This is a genomic window from Bacillus sp. SD088 (assembly GCF_017355205.1).
Lineage (GTDB): Bacteria > Bacillota > Bacilli > Bacillales > Bacillaceae_C > Lederbergia.
In genome coordinates this window covers 1-15,721 of record NZ_JADIJK010000015.1, presented here as the reverse complement: position 1 = coordinate 15,721, position 15,721 = coordinate 1, and the positions used below count along the sequence as shown (strand labels likewise).

Sequence of the window (15,721 nt, the reverse complement as noted above, 5' to 3'; positions counted from 1 at the left end):
TATAAAGATGTCGAAATGCGCTTTGTTGGGAGGGACAGTATTGCCTGAAGGGAACAATCAACAGTCGATCACACATGTAGATTATGAAAAACATATTTTTGAAACATATTACCACGATGTGTATAAGGCTGTTTATTTTATAATCCATGATCAGTACCTCGCTGAGGATATTACTCAAGAGGCTTTTATAAAGGCATTTCGAAATTTCCATAGCTTAAAAAGAGATACGAAAATAAAAGCGTGGCTTGTGACGATTGCTACACGAACGGCGATTGATCATATAAGAAAAGAAAAAAAGCGAAACGATTATCTCACAGATGACGTCTATATATTAGATAGAAATTCCAATGAAAATCATTCTGGGTCCCCTGTAGAGGGAAAAGTGGAAAGACGGATGCTCAAACAATTGATTAAAAGATGCATTTCTGTTCTAAGGCCCCCAGCTTATAAAGAAGTGCTGCTGCTGAAGTTTGAGTACGACTTAAAGGAGGAGGAAATCGCAGCATTGTTGAATATTAGCCAAAGCGCGGTGAAATCTCGCCTTCATCGTGCGAAGAAGAAGTTGAAAAAAGAATTGCAAAATCATGATGAGTTTAGGGATGGTGGTCATTTTGAGTAAAGAAAAAGGTGATTCTCTGGACCAACTGATCAAAGAAGTGATTAATGAAGAGATGGAACAGACGCCAACTCCCACGTATTCTTCGGGAGAGGCATGGGAGAAGCTAGAAGAGGCTCGGAAGAAACATCCTGTTCGTCAGCCGAAAAGCTTCAAGAAGGTGTGGATGTATGCAGCATCTATTCTGGTTATTCTTGCCTCCGTTACACTATTCTCTACCTCTCAAGGTTTAGCCTCCCCAACGCTAACCCAATTTTTCCAAGAGGCTCAAGGAAAAATGGCTCATTTATTTTTGAAAGTGGGAGAGGATACAGGATTTGGCAATCCCCCTCAAACAGGTGAATCAGAAGATGGTCCAGTCGTAGTGGAATCTGAGTTTGAATCTTTGCAAATGAGTTTGCAAGATGCACAGCAGGAAACCGCATTTCCAATTGCAGTGCCCATCTATATACCGAAAGCCTATCATTTGGAAAATGTGACTGTTATGAAGGAGGAAGATGAATTAAGTACAGACATTCTTTTGCATTATGAAGGCACGGACGAGAAGGGCTTTGTGATCAATCAGAAAGTAGTTGCTGAGGCCTTTGGGATGGGAGCGGTATTTGACAATGAAGACGCCAAAATGGAGAATATAATTGTGAATGGGCAACAAGCCCAGCTCGTAACTATCCAAGATGATTTCAGTGAGTTATTTTGGGTAAAAGACGACCAAATGTATTATTCCATAAGCGGAGATTTGTCAAAACAGGAAATTATAGAAATTGCGGAATCGATGGAATAAGAAAAGAGATGAAATGACTCCCTTTCTAATCTTGGAGAATTATCTGAGATCAGCAGGGAGTTTTTGCTGGGCACAGCTCTAATTATCCGAAAAGAAAAAGAACTAGTGTGAGAGAATTCTCTATCATTAGTTCTTTTTTTGTCATTTATCGTGAGTCTAGCTGATTATTTCACTTCAATATAGGTTGAAACACTAGTGGCACTTTCCGTTTTACTACCTTTTTGTACCCAATGGAAGCTTGAGGTTCGATACCTTCCTTTTGCTACGGTTAATTTTTGGCTCCCTGCGGCAACAGTGGACCCATTAGACTTGTACTCACCTAAATTGGATAGGTTAATCCAAGCGCCTTTTTGCGCGTCCCATTTTTGTAAAGTAAGTCTTACGCCGATGACATCAACAGATGTACGTGCTATTGTATTGCCGCCGACAGTGACAGTCGCACCTGATCGACTAATGGTACTTTTGCCACTACTTAAATATTGATTAGCAAAGAGCTGAATGGAAGAGTTTTCGATGCTTCCTTCCCCATAGTTTGGATCGCTCGAAGGCTCCCCTGTTGTTGGAATCATAGAAGTATCTTCATTTTCAGCGGCAAAAGTGGGACTGGACATAAAGACTACCATGAGAACAGCGGACAACAGTGATACTAAGAACTTACTTTTCCTCATTGTACTCATCCTCTCCTATATATTCATTATAACTAACGAATAAGTAGAGGAAAGGTTACGACTTTTATGAAAGTTTTTGAAAAACAGTTCTAAAGGACTAAAAAAATCCGTGTTTAAAAATGATAATCGACATCATCTGCCAAAACAATCCCAAAATACGTTTGCAATGCTTGTTTGTATTCGTCATTGGAGGCTGGCGTAAAAGCATGCACTTGATCATCTGTAAAAATGCGAAACTCCTTACCAGATACAGAATTTCGGCCTGCTTTTGTACGGATGGCTAGCATGGCTTCTTTCGTGAAAATGGAATCAGGTGCATGTTCACACCAAAAGGAGGCCATAATATAATCCTTTGCCAGCTGCGGCTCTTCCGTGAAAGAAAAAATCTCTCGCCACTGCTCTTTCTTTTTCTCATACAGCATCCAGCCAAACTCCGGAACTTTTTCAAGTTTATATACTTCATTTCCCTGAGTCTGTATCAACCCTTCCACCATTTCGATTGGCCTTATTGGGACAATGCCACCAACACCGACATCACATAAATAGAATTTCCCCTCTGCCTCTACTCTTAAAACATGATGACGACGCTTTGGAGGTAGATTTGGCTCATCTCGCCAAAAACGAGCGAAGTAATCGGTCACAGAAAATCCAAGTTCACTCAATAGCCAGCTAAATAAAGCATTAAGCTCGAAACAATAGCCACCCCTTCGTTGGATCACGATTTTTTTATACAAATCGGCGATGTCTAATGATAACGGGATCTTTTGTAAAATATCCAAATTTTCATATGGGACTGTATGTAGATGATTTTCTTGCAGCTTGGCTAGTGTTTGAGCACTGGTATCCAATATCCCTTTATACCCAATCCGCTCCAAATAAGCCTTTACATTTAATTTTTCTTGCATCCTCATGCCCCTTTCCCTTTTTTAAGCTTACACTTATTGTAGTGAATGCTTTCAGAAAAGGGAAGGGGGGAGTGGAATCAATGCTCAACACGATGCCGGTGACTTGGCAATCGAATTGCGAGAATAACAACCAATGAGCAAAAGATCAGACAAACTAGCGCGACATTATGTAAATGCTGCGTATCGAGATGGCGATTAAAGGCAAGGCCAAGCAAGCTCGAGGAAAGAATTGATCCGAGATAACGACTCGTTTGAAACAGCCCTGAGGCAGAACCCGTATCTTCTGGTTTTACATGTTCATATAATGCCGTTTGCATAGAAATATTATTAAATCCATTACTAGTTCCTAATACAACCATAATCACGAGCAACCATAACAAGGGAGAGTTTTCTTGCAAGGTTAGCAATAAAGCTGTTCCGATCAATAAGATGATCGCTCCGATAACAAGTGGCCTTTTGGAACCATGTTGATCGATCATTTTTCCAGCGAAGGGGGCAATGATGACGCCTGCTCCGGCAAGAGCCAACATAATCAAGCCGGTATTTCTTTCGCTATAATGATGAACCTGTTGCAAAAAGGTCGGAAAACCAAAGAAATAACAATAATACACTAAGTTAATACTAATAAATTGTAAGTAGATTAAGGAAACCGTTGGATTTCTTTTTAATGACGGTAGGTCAATAAAAGGTTCTTCTTGTCGCTTTTCATACTGATAAAAGCTGATCGCACCCAATATGAAAATGCCTAGTGCCCACCAATGAATTTTATTTTCGAGCGATAGAAGGAATAAAATCAATCCAATGATCGTTAAAATAAATAGGAAAATGCCAATAAAATCAATTCGTCGTAGTTCAACTTTTCCCTGGCCAGTGTTCGGTAAAATAAAAATAGCCAATATAAAAGCAGTAAGAATAAAGGGGAAATTGATAATAAAAATCGATGGCCAATCCCAGCTTTCAATTAAAAATCCACCAATTGAAGGGCCAAAGGCGGCAGAGGTGGAAGCGAAAATAGACAAGGTGGCTAATGCTTTAGCCTGTCCCTTTGTAATATGTGTGCGCACCATACTCATTCCACTTGGAAACAAGGTTGAACTGCCGATCGCCATTAAAGCACGACAACCGAGCAAAAAGGGGAAATTAGGTGAAAAGGGAGCGAGTATGGCAGAGCAAGCGACAAGCAATAATCCGGACAAAAATAATTTTTTCGGTCCAAACATATCACTTAATTTTCCCATCACTGGCTGGCCTGCAGCACTTGCAATGTAAAAAATGGAAATCAGCCAAGAAGCGTCTGCGAACGTCAAAGCAAACTCATGCTGCATCCGAGTTAGTGCCACAGAAATCATCGATGAATTAAGCGGATTAAGTAACGTACCTAGACCAATAGTAAGGACAAACAACCATGTTTTATGTGTTTTTACTGCCAAAGTCATCACACCAATGCTGTCAAAATAGTATACCAAAACAACTTAACGCATTTTACGTATAATTTCAACTTTATCCCAACTTCAAGAATTCGAGAAAAACGTTAAAAAACCTAACTTGGTCACCAGAACCATTTCTGGTAAATCCAACTTATGATATAGAAACCTGAACCAAGGACAATATTTCCCCATCCCAAAAAAAGGATGACTCTTTTTTCCTTTTTCTGGTTGTTTGTTGAATGGGTTTTTACATCTAATAGGAGGATGATTATTCCCGTTAGAATGAAGAGGCTAATCAGGTAGTAGCCATAGCTGATATCCAACATGTCCATGAACTCCTTTCTTGAGCGAACTATAGCATTGTTTAATTAGATTTAATACCAGATTGCTGAATTTGGGTGTCCACCTCGATGTCAATGTCAACCTCTTTAAAAACCTGCCGCCAATTTTCTTTTGTTTTTATATGTTTCTTCCAATAGGCAGGTTGTTTTGCTCGTACGTGTTCACCGAAACCAAAGATATCAGATTCCTCTCTTTGCATTTTTCGGATTAATTTTTTCAAGGAGGCTGTTGTAGCCTTATTTGTTTGTTTTTCAATTTTTTTGATTAAGTCAATACTGGCAAGATTCACATCACTTTTTGCATCTTCATCAATTTCATTTTCGTAGCGAATTTTAATACGGATTTTAGGTTTCCCGTCTTTAATGCTTACTTTCATTCTGGAATAACGGCGAATAGCGCGTACTAGTACCTTGTCGTCAGTGCCTGGAACGTTGATGAAGACTCCATAACCTCCTTGCTTTTCCCCAAGGATGCCCATGAGTTGGCCAATTTCAATCGGCTCAATCGTTCCTTTCATTTTATCTTCATGAAAATAAGCAAATCCTTTGATCGCTATATTCTCTGCTCTGTGTATTTTTAAATAGGGCAAAGCTCCATCTTGTCCTTTACTTGAGAGTGTTCTCCAAAATATTCCCATATCGGAGGAGGGAATTTTCCCTAATTTTTCAGCATTGCCCACCATATCTGTTAAATATAAAGCAGGCACCCGTTCTAATTTCGGTGCGATTTCCATATACTTTTCTGCCTTTTCCTCCGAAATGACCATCCACGTCGTTCTTCTCACTTGCGCATTTCGCCGGAAAAAGTCATTGAGTTCCTTCACTCCCTCTTGGGCAATTTCTTTGTTGATAACGAGAATGCGCAGATGACCTAAAAATAGCTGGTCGGCTAGCTCTTGCTGTAAATTTAATAAAGCATCATCGACTGTATGACCTACAGTGCTAATCACCCACACTGGCTCTTGTTCCTCCCCACCTGTTGTTTCAGGACCTAAGGGAATTCGTCCCGGAACAGAAACCTGAGCTGTGATCTTCAGCAACTTTTCGGTTGCGGGCTGGGAACCAGGCATGTGGGTAATATATCCCTCTTCTTTTTCTTCACCCGGATCGGCTTTATCGATCGCAATCGCCAGTACAGTGGCCCTTTTTTCAATATCTATACTATCCCAGCATCCTCCGAGGAGTGGAATCAACAGGGAAATCATGAAAAAGACAAGAATTGATTTATAGCTCATTTCCCTGCTCCTTTCCTCTTCCTCTTTGGTACTTTGCGGATTTTGGCGACAATTAGTAGAATAAATGGAAAAATGAAAGTGAGGATAAGTCCCAATATGCCAAATACTTTAATATATCGATACATTTCGATCGTTTCAACGGGAAACATTGCAACGAGGAAAATAATCGGCAATAGAAAAAGTGCTAGCGCTTTATGGTCTTGTAAGCGCAAAAATTGCTTCAGCGCTTGGGTCGTCAACATATAATTCGAAAAGATCGTTGTAAACACTGCCGTTACCCAAATGGCCAAAAAGACGACATCAAGACGTTGCAATGTATTGCCGGGAAGGGAGGTGGCCCGCGCGAGCCCTAGTGTCGGCCACATGATCGTTTTTATTTCTTCTACTCCAAAGAGGGCGATGGAAGCGACAATAATCATGATGAAAAAGCCACCAGAAATGGTTACTCCCCAAAAGCTAGCTTTTAGTGCCTTTTTCGGCTTCTGCATAAGCGGGATTAGGATTGCCAAAACAAAAGAGCCTTGAAATAATGCTGCTATTTCTGGAATACCTGTCATCATTTTGAAGCCACTTCCCAAAATTGGTTGGAGAAAAAGGGTATTGGCATCCTTTAGAGAGACCAATGTAATAATTAATAGAGGGACTAATATAACAGGTAAGTAGAAGCTATGAATATAAGTAAAGGTGTTCATATCTCCCCGAGTAAAAATCATGGCCATTACTAGCATGACAATCACGGTCACTTCAAGGGGCGTTCTTGGTAAGACAGACGTTACGACTACTGCTCCGAATTCCCTCGCTGCAAAACCAGTTAACAGGATAAAAAAGGCGATAATCAAAAAGATATATAGCCACCCCAACCATTTTCCAATGATGTGTTCACTGTACTCCACGAACGTTTCATCTGGAAACAGATTCCCAAGCTTTGCAATACCCCACATCCCAGCAAAAACGAAAATGGTGGATAAAAGAGTTAAAAGTGGAGCTCCCGTATCAGCTGATTGTACGGAAATAAGGGGAAGTCGTAAAACCCCAACCCCGATGATGGTACTAACTAGTATCGCAGTTGTTTGGCCAACAGTTATATTTCGAGTTGGTTCCATTGTTTCTTCCCCCCATTATTTGTTTTGCTTATTCAATGGATCAAGAGGCTGGCTGGGCTTTGATTTAATCTCTTCTTCGCTCACTTTTACACGGATGTTATTTTTCGATTGGAACATTTTCGGTCTTTTCGGCATCCACCAAAAAGGGAATCGAATCACACTGTCCTTCATACCTTGCGTATTCCAAGGAGAGGTTGGACTAAGATAAGGAACACCGAATGATTTTAGCGAAAGCATGTGATTTAAGACCATAATCAATCCAACCATTAGTCCATATAATCCGAATAGTCCAGCGAGAATCGCTAATGGAAAACGGAGTACTCGCAAGGCAAATGCGGCACTATAGACCGGAGTTGCAAACGAGGCAATTGTTGTAACCGCTATGACTACGACTGTGATCGGACTTGATAGGCCTGCTTGCACCGCGGCATCACCAACAATTAAAACACCAACAATCGATAAAGCATTCCCGATTTGTTTTGGTAACCGGACAGTGGCTTCCCGCAATATTTCCATTGCTACTTCTAAGATCAGCACCTCAATGACGGCGGGGTAAGGGACCCCCGACCTCCCACCTGCGACAGCTACCGCAAAATCAGTCGGTAATAATTCCGGATTAAAGGAAATAAAAGAGACATATAAACCTGGAACAATTAGGGAAAAGACAAGGGCAAACATGCGAATGAATCGTTGAAAACTGCCCATTGCAAAACGGGTAGAATAATCTTCTGTTGCCTGATAGAACTGGTTAAATACAGCAGGCATTAACATAGCGAAGGGAGAGCCGTCGACGAGGATGGCTACTCTTCCCTCGATTAAGTTTCCAACCGCACTGTCTGGCCGTTCTGTTAATAAAGTTTGAGTAAAGGGAGTATAATGATTATCTTCAATATATTGCTCGATATAGCCAACATCTAAGACGGCATCAATATCGATCTTCTTAAGGCGTTTTTCTACTTCATCAACTAGAGCTTGATCACTTATTCCTTTTAAATAACAAATCGCGACTTTAGATTTCGTTAGCCTTCCAACTTTTAGCGACTTTACACAAAAGTCTGCTGTCGGTAATCGGTAGCGTAACAGACCAATATTCGTTCCTAAGCGCTCAATAAAGCCTTCCCGTGGGCCAATAATGACTTGTTCTGTTTCAGGCTGAGAGACAGCTCTTTTTTCAATATAACGTGTGTCAATATGAATGGCTTCATAAGCACTGTCTATTGCAAGGACCGTTTCTCCTGCTAGAATGGCATCCACTAGCTTTACTAGATATGATTCCTTTCCAAGCTGTCCATGATAGATAACTTGTTCCGATAGAGTGGAAAGTATTTCATCTGGTTCAAGTTCCTTGATCTCGATCTGGTTAGGCAATTCCATTAATGGCTTTAACAATTCATGGTTGATGGTTTGCTGTTCAACGAGGTTGGAAATATAAAATAAAGCAGCTGAATGTGTCCCGTAAATAGAAAACTTGCGAATAATAAGGTCATCATTATCTCCTAATAATGATTTGATAAAAGCAATCGTATCATCTAAGTTTCCATTTATCTCATCATCCTTATACTGCTCAATGCGAGAATGAGGAATATTTACATGCGTTTTTTTCTTTTTTTTTCTTTTTCGTTTCCAAAGCGACATAGACATTCCTTCTATCTCCTTGTGATTATTAAGTCTATTGTCAGTATGTGCAGTGAAAGGGTAAATATGTAAGCTGAACTTTCGAAATAGAAGATCATCAAGTGAGGACAGTGTGACATAGGCTATTAGTTATGAAATAAATGAAGATAAGGAAGTAAAAGATAGATATTATCCTACAATATCATTTATACTGTATATATATTTTTAAGAGGATGCTTAAAGAAGTCTGGTTGAATTTTGGCTTCTTTAAACACATATTTAAAAAGGAAAGGTTGATGTCTTATGACACAGTCTAGTTCGGTAAAATTAACGTCTTTATCTTCAAAAGGAGGATGTGGCTGTAAGATTGGTCCTGCGGATTTGTCAGAGGTGATTCGAATGCTGCCACCTGCCAAGCATGATCCGAATTTGTTGGTTGGCCTTGATACGAGTGATGATGCAGGGGTTTACCGACTCACGGATGACTTAGCGATCGTTCAAACGTTAGACTTTTTTACACCTATTGTCGATGATCCTTATGCCTTTGGTCAAGTCGCAGCTACCAATGCGATTAGTGACATATACGCGATGGGAGGGACACCTATCACTGCGTTAAATATTGTTGCATTCCCCATCGCGACATTAGAAAAAGAGATTTTGGCTGATATTTTAAAGGGAGCGGCAGATAAGCTTCAGGAAGCAGGCGTCACTTTAGTTGGAGGTCATTCAATCGATGATCAAGAGCCGAAGTTTGGCCTTGCTGTGACAGGAACCGTTCACCCGGATAAGGTTAGAACGAATGCTGGCGCTCAAGCAGGAGACCGATTAATTCTAACCAAACCAATTGGGGTAGGGATTTTATCGTCTTCTTTGAAAAAGGGCTTATTGAAAGAGGAAGAAATCACTAATCTAACAAACGTAATGACGACTTTGAATAAGACAGCGGCAGAGACAATGGCTCATTATGATATTCGTGCTTGTACAGACGTTACAGGTTTTGGATTACTCGGCCATGCTTCTGAGATGGCAAAAGGAAGTGCAGTAGGCTTGCATATTAAAAAGAGCCAAGTACCTGTGTTGAAACGAGTGAGAGAATTGGCTGAACAGGGTGTGATACCTGGTGGTACGAAAAACAACTTTTCCCACTTAGAAGGATCAGTTACTTTTCCAGAGTCGATAGATCAGGTAGATCAATGGATTTTGTGTGATGCAGTCACTTCTGGTGGGCTACTTATTAGTGTAGCGCATGATGATTCAGAGGCATTATTAGCAGACTTACAACAACATGGGGTAGAGGCTTCCCTCATTGGTGAGGTTGTGGAGGACCATACAGGGCACGTGATCATAGACTTTTAAATGATGGAACAAAGACAGAAAGGGTGAGCTGTCCGCGCGAAATGTGATCAGTTTGGTTACATTTTATGGAAATGGGGATAATAGGCAAAATGCTATTAAAATTTCGATCCCAAAAAAGGACACCGATATGAAAAACAGTTTAAATATTTATAGGAAAGATTTGAAAAATATTGCCACCAATTGGGCTGCCATGATCCTTATTGGTGGGCTTGCCATTTTGCCTTCATTATATGCATGGTTCAATATTGCCGCCATGTGGGACCCGTATTCTAATACGGGGAATCTTCCCATCGGCATTGTCAACGAAGATAAAGGGGCAACCGTTCGCGATCAAGAGATTGATGCAGGGAAAGAAGTCGTTGACAATCTTAAGGATAATAAAAGTATGCAATGGCATTTTACCAATGGAAAAGATGCCATGGATAAAGTGGAATATGGAGATTATTTTGCGATTGTCATTATTCCTGAAGACTTCTCGGAAAAGTTAGGAACCGTACTATCAGATGAGCCAAAGAAGGCCCAGATGGAGTATTATGTCAATGAAAAGTTAAATGCTGTTTCACCGAAAATAACCGAAAAAGGCGCATCTGTTATAGCGGATGAAGTGAGTAGTAAATTTGTTTCAACAGTTAATGGAATTATTTTTGACCTATTTAATAATTTAGGTATTGAATTAGAGGGTAATTTACCGGATATTGAGAAGTTTGAGGATTATATTTTTACCCTGGAGGAAAATCTTCCGGAAATTCATAGAATGTTGAACGAGTCGTTAGGTGATGCGAATTCTGCTGGGGACATTCTGAATAAGGCGCAAGGAGCGCTTCCTGAAGCAAAGGAATATACAAATACTGGTTTAACGACGATTAATCAGACCTTGGGCTATATGAATGAAGCGGAAGAGCGTTTAAATTCGATCGCACCGAAAGTGAAAGAGGATGTCGCAAAGGTCCAATCGATCACTGATCAAATCAATCAGCTTTTAGATAAAGCCAAAGAAAGCAAGATTGATATCAATGAAGGAAAAAAAGTACAGGAAAATATAGAACAACAGCTTGATAATGCGATTGCCACGTTGAATACAGTTGAGAAGGCTTTACAGCAGTTACAGGATACCAATGCTCAATTATCTCCACCATCTGATGAAGAGGCAGAGGCAGGGGAAGGGCAGCCATCCGATCAACTTTCGCAGGAACAAATAGATCAAGCGATTTCCCAAACAGCCGAACTGCGGCAATCATTGGAACAATTACGTTCTGATGTTAATCAAATGGATCAATTCTTAAATAATACAGAAGCCGCTAGTAAAGTAGTCGATCAAATTCATCAAACTGCAGCAGATACAAACATCAAGCTGGACGAATTTGTGAAAGAATATCAAAATAATATTGAGCCGACAATTTTAGAAGAAGTAGGAAAAGCCAAGAGCACATTAACCGGAGCCAAGGGAATTTTGGAAGAAATTCAATCGACCTTGCCAGAAGTGGAAAAGGTGTTGAATAGTACTCAAAAGAACTTAAAAGAAGGAAAAGGCATGCTTGAATATGCCTCCGGCGAATTTCCGTATGTCAATGATAAGGTAAAACAATTAGCGAATAAGATTCGAGAGGTGCAAAAGGATACAGATATTAATGAAATTATCCAGTTATTGCGCAATGATCCTTCTGCGGAACAAAGCTTTTTTGAAGAACCAGTATTGTTGAACCAAAATGAATTGTTTCCAATCGAAAATTATGGAACAGGCATGACGCCGTTCTATACTGTATTAGCGGGGTGGGTAGGAGCGTTATTACTTATTTCCTTGCTAGCAGTGGATGTGCATAATGAGGGTTTATACACTGGGAGACAAATTTACTTTGGACGCTTTTTCACATTCTGGACGATTGGTATTGTGCAAACGATAGTGGTAACATTGGGAGACTTATTTTTGATTGGCGTGAATGCCAAGCATCCTGTTTGGCTTGTCTTATTCGGTCTCCTCGTTAGTTCTGTCTTTATTTTAATCGTGTATTCTCTTGTCTCGGTATTTGGAAATGTTGGAAAGGCATTAGCCATTGTGTTGCTTGTTTTACAAATTTCGGGATCAGGCGGGACATACCCTGTTGAGTTGTTGCCTAAGTTTTTCCAAGTTATTAATCCCTATCTGCCTTTCACTTATGCTGTTGATTTAATGCGTGAAGCTGTAGGTGGAATTGTTTGGGGAAGAGCGTTAAGAGATATTGGTGTACTTATCCTTTGCGGAGTGCTTGCGATTATCTTTGGAGCATTCTTAAAAGAGCCCATTAATAAGAAGACTAAAAAATTCTTAGAGAAATCAAAGGAATCGGGACTAGTTCACTAAGAGTAGGTTATATGTGAGGGAGAGAGGTAAAAATCATGCATCGAAACATAACGATTGAGGAATTGCTGAAGTTAGCAAATCAGAATAAAGTGACGATGATTGATGTCCGCTCACCGTCAGAATTCCAAAATGCTACGATTCCAGGGAGCATTAACATCCCTTTCTTTACAGACCAGGAAAGGGCTGAGATAGGCACATTATATAAACAAGTGAGTCCAGAGGCTGCGCAAGAGCGGGGGTTAGAAATAATCTCCGCAAAGCTCCCTGCATTTGTCCAAAGCTTTAAAGAGATTGAGGGTGAAAAGGCTGTATTTTGCTGGCGTGGAGGCATGCGCAGCAAAACGACGGCGACTGTACTTGAATTGATGAAGATCCATGTATTGCGCTTAGAGGAAGGATTCAGGTCCTACCGTAAATGGGTTGTAGATCGATTAGAGACAATCGATTTTACTCCACATGCTTATATTTTAGATGGAAATACAGGTACAGGGAAAACAGTCATTCTGCGGGAACTTCAACAAGAGGGATTTCCGGTGATTGATCTAGAAAAGTTAGCTAATCACCGCGGGTCAATCTTTGGTGGAATTGGTCTTGAACCGCATAATCAAAAGGTGTTCGATTCTTTGTTAGTACAGAGGATGGACCAATTAAAAGACTCCTCCTCTGTTTTGCTTGAGGGAGAGAGTAGAAGGGTTGGGAAGGCCCTTTTACCTCCTGTTATAGAAGCATTAAAAGACAAAGGTACCCATATTTTCATTAATCTGCCGATGGAAGAAAGAATTCAAACGATTTTAGATGATTATCAGCCATGGGAGCACCAGCAAGAGTGCATGGAAGCATTTCAGCGTATAAAAATGAGGATTCATACACCTATAGCGGAGGAAGTGGAACAAGCTTTACAAAATGAGAACTATTCCTTGGTCGTCCGTCGGTTACTAGAATACTATTATGATCCTCGTTATCAACATGCAGCTGAACAATACCCGGAAGCACAAAAGATCACGATCCATGTGGAGAATATTGAAGAGGCAAAAGAAAAGATTCAGCAAATCGTCAGCAAACAGCGGATTTCCCATAGTGGGTAATCCGCTGTTTTGGCTTACAGGATGTGAGTTAGAACAGTGCTGCGTCGTATAGACGACGAGTAGTAGACGAAGTGACAGGACGGCGCGAACTTAGCTGTTCATCCTTCCCCATCCTTATCAGGCTCCAAGCTTGTCCAGCGTTCGTTAAACAAATTGAACTTGTACCCCTAATTCCTCCAATGCCCGCATATCTAGCTTTTCCGCTTTCTTTCCAGTAATGATATCATGGATTTGGTTAGAACTTGCCACCTTATGTAAGGAGACATTGCCAATTTTTGTATGATCTGCTACAACAATGACTTGCCTCGCTGCTCGAATCATCCCTCGTTTTGCTGATACAAGGGATTCATCAAAATGAGTAAGCCCCTTCTGATGGTGCAGAGCTGGGGTTCCGATAAATGCTTTATGGACGTGTACTGTTTGTAATACCTCATCGGTGATCATCCCATTTAGCATATAACTCTCCGGAAATAAAATCCCCCCTGTCACAATCACCTTAATAGAGGGAGTCGATCGAAGGGTTGCGGCAATATTAATATCATTTGTGATCACAGTTAGATTTCTTTTGTTCGTAATTGATTTCGCGATATGAATAGTAGTTGTTCCAGAATCAAGGATAATATTTTCTCCATCTTCAACCATTTGTGCGGCCGATTGTCCGATTCGTATCTTTTCTTCAAGCTGAGCGGATTCTCGTTCTTGAAAAGGAGGTTCTGAGTGAACCTCTTCCTCCATTATGACGCCTCCATGCGTTCTTTTTAAATGACCCTCTTTCACAAGTATGTTTAAATCTCTTCGAATTGTGGCTTCATGAACTTGGAAATGCTCTGCTAAAGCAGAGACAGTGGCTACACTGTGTTCTTTAAGATATTGCAAAATATGTTGATGTCTTTCTAAAGGAAGCATTACCTTTCCTCCCAATCTCAGGATTCTTTCTTCTATCATAAACAAAAAAGAATGAACATAAAAGTGAAACTTCAATTAGTAGGGAGTACTGCCTGTCCTGCGGGATAAAAGGGCAAGAGATAGCTTCTTACATGGCATCACTTATTAAAAAAAGAAGAATTATATCGTTTACAACGATTTTATTTGCGTTATTATGTTGATATTTTTTCATTTAATGAATATAATGTACAGAAACAGGCATAAATAAACATATGGGAGGGATACATTTGAATTTAATTGATTCAAAGGCTTATAGATTAACAGAGCCAGGTGAGATTACGGAGGTGATGCTTCAACATGAACTTTCCAATGGCTATGTGGTAATTAAACCATTCTTAGCTAGTGTATGTCATGCAGATCTTCGTTATTATACGGGACAAAGGAGAAAAAATGCCTTGAAGGAAAAACTGCCAATGGCTTTATTCCATGAAGGGATTGGGGAAGTTGTGCTCTCAAGAGATGATTCTTTGCAAGTCGGTCAAAAGGTTGTTATTGTCCCTACCATTCCAGGTCGGCTCTTACATGAGCGAGAATCAGAGGAAACAGGAAGATCTATAGATGATAATTATTCCAAAAATGGTGTTTTTCTTGGAAGCGGTTACGATGGTATTGGGCAAAGCCAATTGATCTTACCAGCGGAAAATGCTATTCCGATTCCTAAAGAGGTACCGGATCGCATTGCCTTGCTTGCTGAATTAAACTCTGTATCCCTGCATGCACTTCGTTATGTTCAAGACGTGTTGCACGAGGGAAGAGTAGCTGTATTTGGGGATGGACCAGTAGGGTATTTAACCGCGGCTATGCTTCATTATATTTTTAAAATTCCAAAGGAAAAACTAATCGTTTTCGGAGCTGTAGCGGAGAAGCTAGAACAATTTAAGTTTGCCAGTACGTATCTCGTTCATAATTTCGATTTTAAACAATATCCAAATGTGACAACTGTTATTGAATGTACAGGAGGTCGGTTCAGTGAACAGGCGATCAACCAAGCGATCGATTTAATTGAACCGCAAGGAAAAATGGTCCTGCTGGGTGTAACAGAAGAAAAAGTTCCGATCAATACGAGAGATCTTTTAGAAAAGGGATTGACCTTGTATGGGAGCTCTAGAAGTACAGCAAAAGATTTTCTGCAACTGATGGAGGCCTTTCGAAGTCATGAGTACCAACAAGCTTTGAGGAAGCTATTACCGGATCAAGACTATCTTATTCGGCATGCAGAGGATATGAAAAAAATGATGGATGAAACCGCAGAACATAAAGGTTGGAAAAAAACTGTTATGGCTTTTGAGTGGTAGCCTTCCTCTATA

General features: G+C 40.3%; 14 protein-coding genes. 6 read left to right on the top strand and 8 right to left on the bottom strand.

The window, feature by feature from the left end:
• The first annotated feature begins 40 nt into the window (after positions 1-40).
• Positions 41-619 (top strand): RNA polymerase sigma factor, encoded by a 579-nt coding sequence (locus tag IPU53_RS14000; protein WP_207451648.1) that lies wholly within the window; start codon positions 41-43, stop codon positions 617-619.
• Positions 612-1,397: a DUF4367 domain-containing protein gene (locus IPU53_RS13995; protein ID WP_207451647.1), complete on the top strand. Its 786-nt coding sequence runs from the start codon at positions 612-614 to the stop codon at positions 1,395-1,397. Before IPU53_RS14000 ends, IPU53_RS13995 begins: the two co-directional genes overlap by 8 nt.
• A gap of 164 nt (positions 1,398-1,561) precedes the next feature.
• Here the strand turns inward: IPU53_RS13995 and IPU53_RS13990 are convergent, their stop codons facing one another.
• The 7 genes from IPU53_RS13990 to IPU53_RS13960 form a co-directional block, all read right to left on the bottom strand.
• Positions 1,562-2,065 carry a DUF6147 family protein gene (locus tag IPU53_RS13990; RefSeq protein ID WP_207451646.1) on the bottom strand — a complete coding sequence of 168 codons (504 nt, stop codon included), beginning with the start codon at positions 2,063-2,065 and terminating at the stop codon, positions 1,562-1,564.
• A gap of 113 nt (positions 2,066-2,178) precedes the next feature.
• Positions 2,179-2,970 carry an arylamine N-acetyltransferase family protein gene (locus tag IPU53_RS13985; RefSeq protein ID WP_242698303.1) on the bottom strand — a complete coding sequence of 264 codons (792 nt, stop codon included), beginning with the start codon at positions 2,968-2,970 and terminating at the stop codon, positions 2,179-2,181.
• Positions 2,971-3,047: 77 nt separating this feature from the next.
• The gene (locus IPU53_RS13980; protein ID WP_207451644.1) at positions 3,048-4,400 is read right to left on the bottom strand and encodes an MFS transporter; all 1,353 of its coding nucleotides are present in this window, start codon (positions 4,398-4,400) and stop codon (positions 3,048-3,050) included.
• Between the two features lie 119 nt (positions 4,401-4,519).
• Positions 4,520-4,723, bottom strand: coding sequence for a CLC_0170 family protein (locus IPU53_RS13975; protein ID WP_207451643.1), 204 nt, complete (start codon positions 4,721-4,723; stop codon positions 4,520-4,522).
• A 38-nt stretch (positions 4,724-4,761) separates the two neighbouring features.
• The gene (locus IPU53_RS13970) at positions 4,762-5,973 is read right to left on the bottom strand and encodes a Ger(x)C family spore germination protein (protein ID WP_207451642.1); all 1,212 of its coding nucleotides are present in this window, start codon (positions 5,971-5,973) and stop codon (positions 4,762-4,764) included.
• Positions 5,970-7,076: a GerAB/ArcD/ProY family transporter gene (locus IPU53_RS13965; protein WP_207451641.1), complete on the bottom strand. Its 1,107-nt coding sequence runs from the start codon at positions 7,074-7,076 to the stop codon at positions 5,970-5,972. Before IPU53_RS13965 ends, IPU53_RS13970 begins: the two co-directional genes overlap by 4 nt.
• 15 nt (positions 7,077-7,091) lie before the next feature.
• Complete coding sequence (locus IPU53_RS13960; protein ID WP_242698302.1) at positions 7,092-8,717, bottom strand: spore germination protein; 1,626 nt, start codon at positions 8,715-8,717, stop codon at positions 7,092-7,094.
• Positions 8,718-8,993: 276 nt separating this feature from the next.
• Here IPU53_RS13960 and selD point away from each other — a divergent pair, with 276 nt between their 5' ends.
• From selD to mnmH, 3 genes are all read left to right on the top strand, one after another.
• Complete coding sequence (gene selD / locus IPU53_RS13955) at positions 8,994-10,046, top strand: selenide, water dikinase SelD (RefSeq protein ID WP_207451640.1); 1,053 nt, start codon at positions 8,994-8,996, stop codon at positions 10,044-10,046.
• 127 nt (positions 10,047-10,173) lie between these two features.
• The gene (locus IPU53_RS13950) at positions 10,174-12,384 is read left to right on the top strand and encodes a YhgE/Pip domain-containing protein (RefSeq protein ID WP_207451639.1); all 2,211 of its coding nucleotides are present in this window, start codon (positions 10,174-10,176) and stop codon (positions 12,382-12,384) included.
• A 35-nt stretch (positions 12,385-12,419) separates the two neighbouring features.
• Positions 12,420-13,469, top strand: a complete 1,050-nt coding sequence (mnmH, locus tag IPU53_RS13945) for a tRNA 2-selenouridine(34) synthase MnmH (RefSeq protein WP_207451638.1) — start codon at positions 12,420-12,422, stop codon at positions 13,467-13,469.
• Between the two features lie 144 nt (positions 13,470-13,613).
• Here mnmH and IPU53_RS13940 read toward each other — a convergent pair whose 3' ends face one another.
• Entirely contained in the window at positions 13,614-14,375 is a 762-nt protein-coding gene (locus IPU53_RS13940) for a DeoR/GlpR family DNA-binding transcription regulator (protein ID WP_207451637.1), read from the bottom strand.
• A gap of 326 nt (positions 14,376-14,701) precedes the next feature.
• Between IPU53_RS13940 and IPU53_RS13935 the strand changes: the two genes are divergently transcribed.
• The gene (locus IPU53_RS13935) at positions 14,702-15,709 is read left to right on the top strand and encodes a zinc-binding dehydrogenase (protein ID WP_242698308.1); all 1,008 of its coding nucleotides are present in this window, start codon (positions 14,702-14,704) and stop codon (positions 15,707-15,709) included.
• Positions 15,710-15,721: the final 12 nt, after the last annotated feature.

What these genes read in the sequence shown, in the direction of transcription:
- IPU53_RS13990 (WP_207451646.1), bottom strand. Translation starts at nt 2,065, where the DNA reads ATGAGGAAAAGTAAGTTCTTAGTATCACTGTTGTCCGCTGTTCTCATG.
- IPU53_RS13985 (WP_242698303.1), bottom strand. Translation starts at nt 2,970, where the DNA reads ATGCAAGAAAAATTAAATGTAAAGGCTTATTTGGAGCGGATTGGGTAT.
- IPU53_RS13975 (WP_207451643.1), bottom strand. Translation starts at nt 4,723, where the DNA reads ATGTTGGATATCAGCTATGGCTACTACCTGATTAGCCTCTTCATTCTA.
- IPU53_RS13970 (WP_207451642.1), bottom strand. Translation starts at nt 5,973, where the DNA reads ATGAGCTATAAATCAATTCTTGTCTTTTTCATGATTTCCCTGTTGATT.
- IPU53_RS13965 (WP_207451641.1), bottom strand. Translation starts at nt 7,076, where the DNA reads ATGGAACCAACTCGAAATATAACTGTTGGCCAAACAACTGCGATACTA.
- IPU53_RS13960 (WP_242698302.1), bottom strand. Translation starts at nt 8,717, where the DNA reads ATGTCTATGTCGCTTTGGAAACGAAAAAGAAAAAAAAAGAAAAAAACG.
- selD (WP_207451640.1), top strand. Translation starts at nt 8,994, where the DNA reads ATGACACAGTCTAGTTCGGTAAAATTAACGTCTTTATCTTCAAAAGGA.
- IPU53_RS13950 (WP_207451639.1), top strand. Translation starts at nt 10,174, where the DNA reads ATGAAAAACAGTTTAAATATTTATAGGAAAGATTTGAAAAATATTGCC.
- mnmH (WP_207451638.1), top strand. Translation starts at nt 12,420, where the DNA reads ATGCATCGAAACATAACGATTGAGGAATTGCTGAAGTTAGCAAATCAG.
- IPU53_RS13940 (WP_207451637.1), bottom strand. Translation starts at nt 14,375, where the DNA reads ATGCTTCCTTTAGAAAGACATCAACATATTTTGCAATATCTTAAAGAA.
- IPU53_RS13935 (WP_242698308.1), top strand. Translation starts at nt 14,702, where the DNA reads ATGCTTCAACATGAACTTTCCAATGGCTATGTGGTAATTAAACCATTC.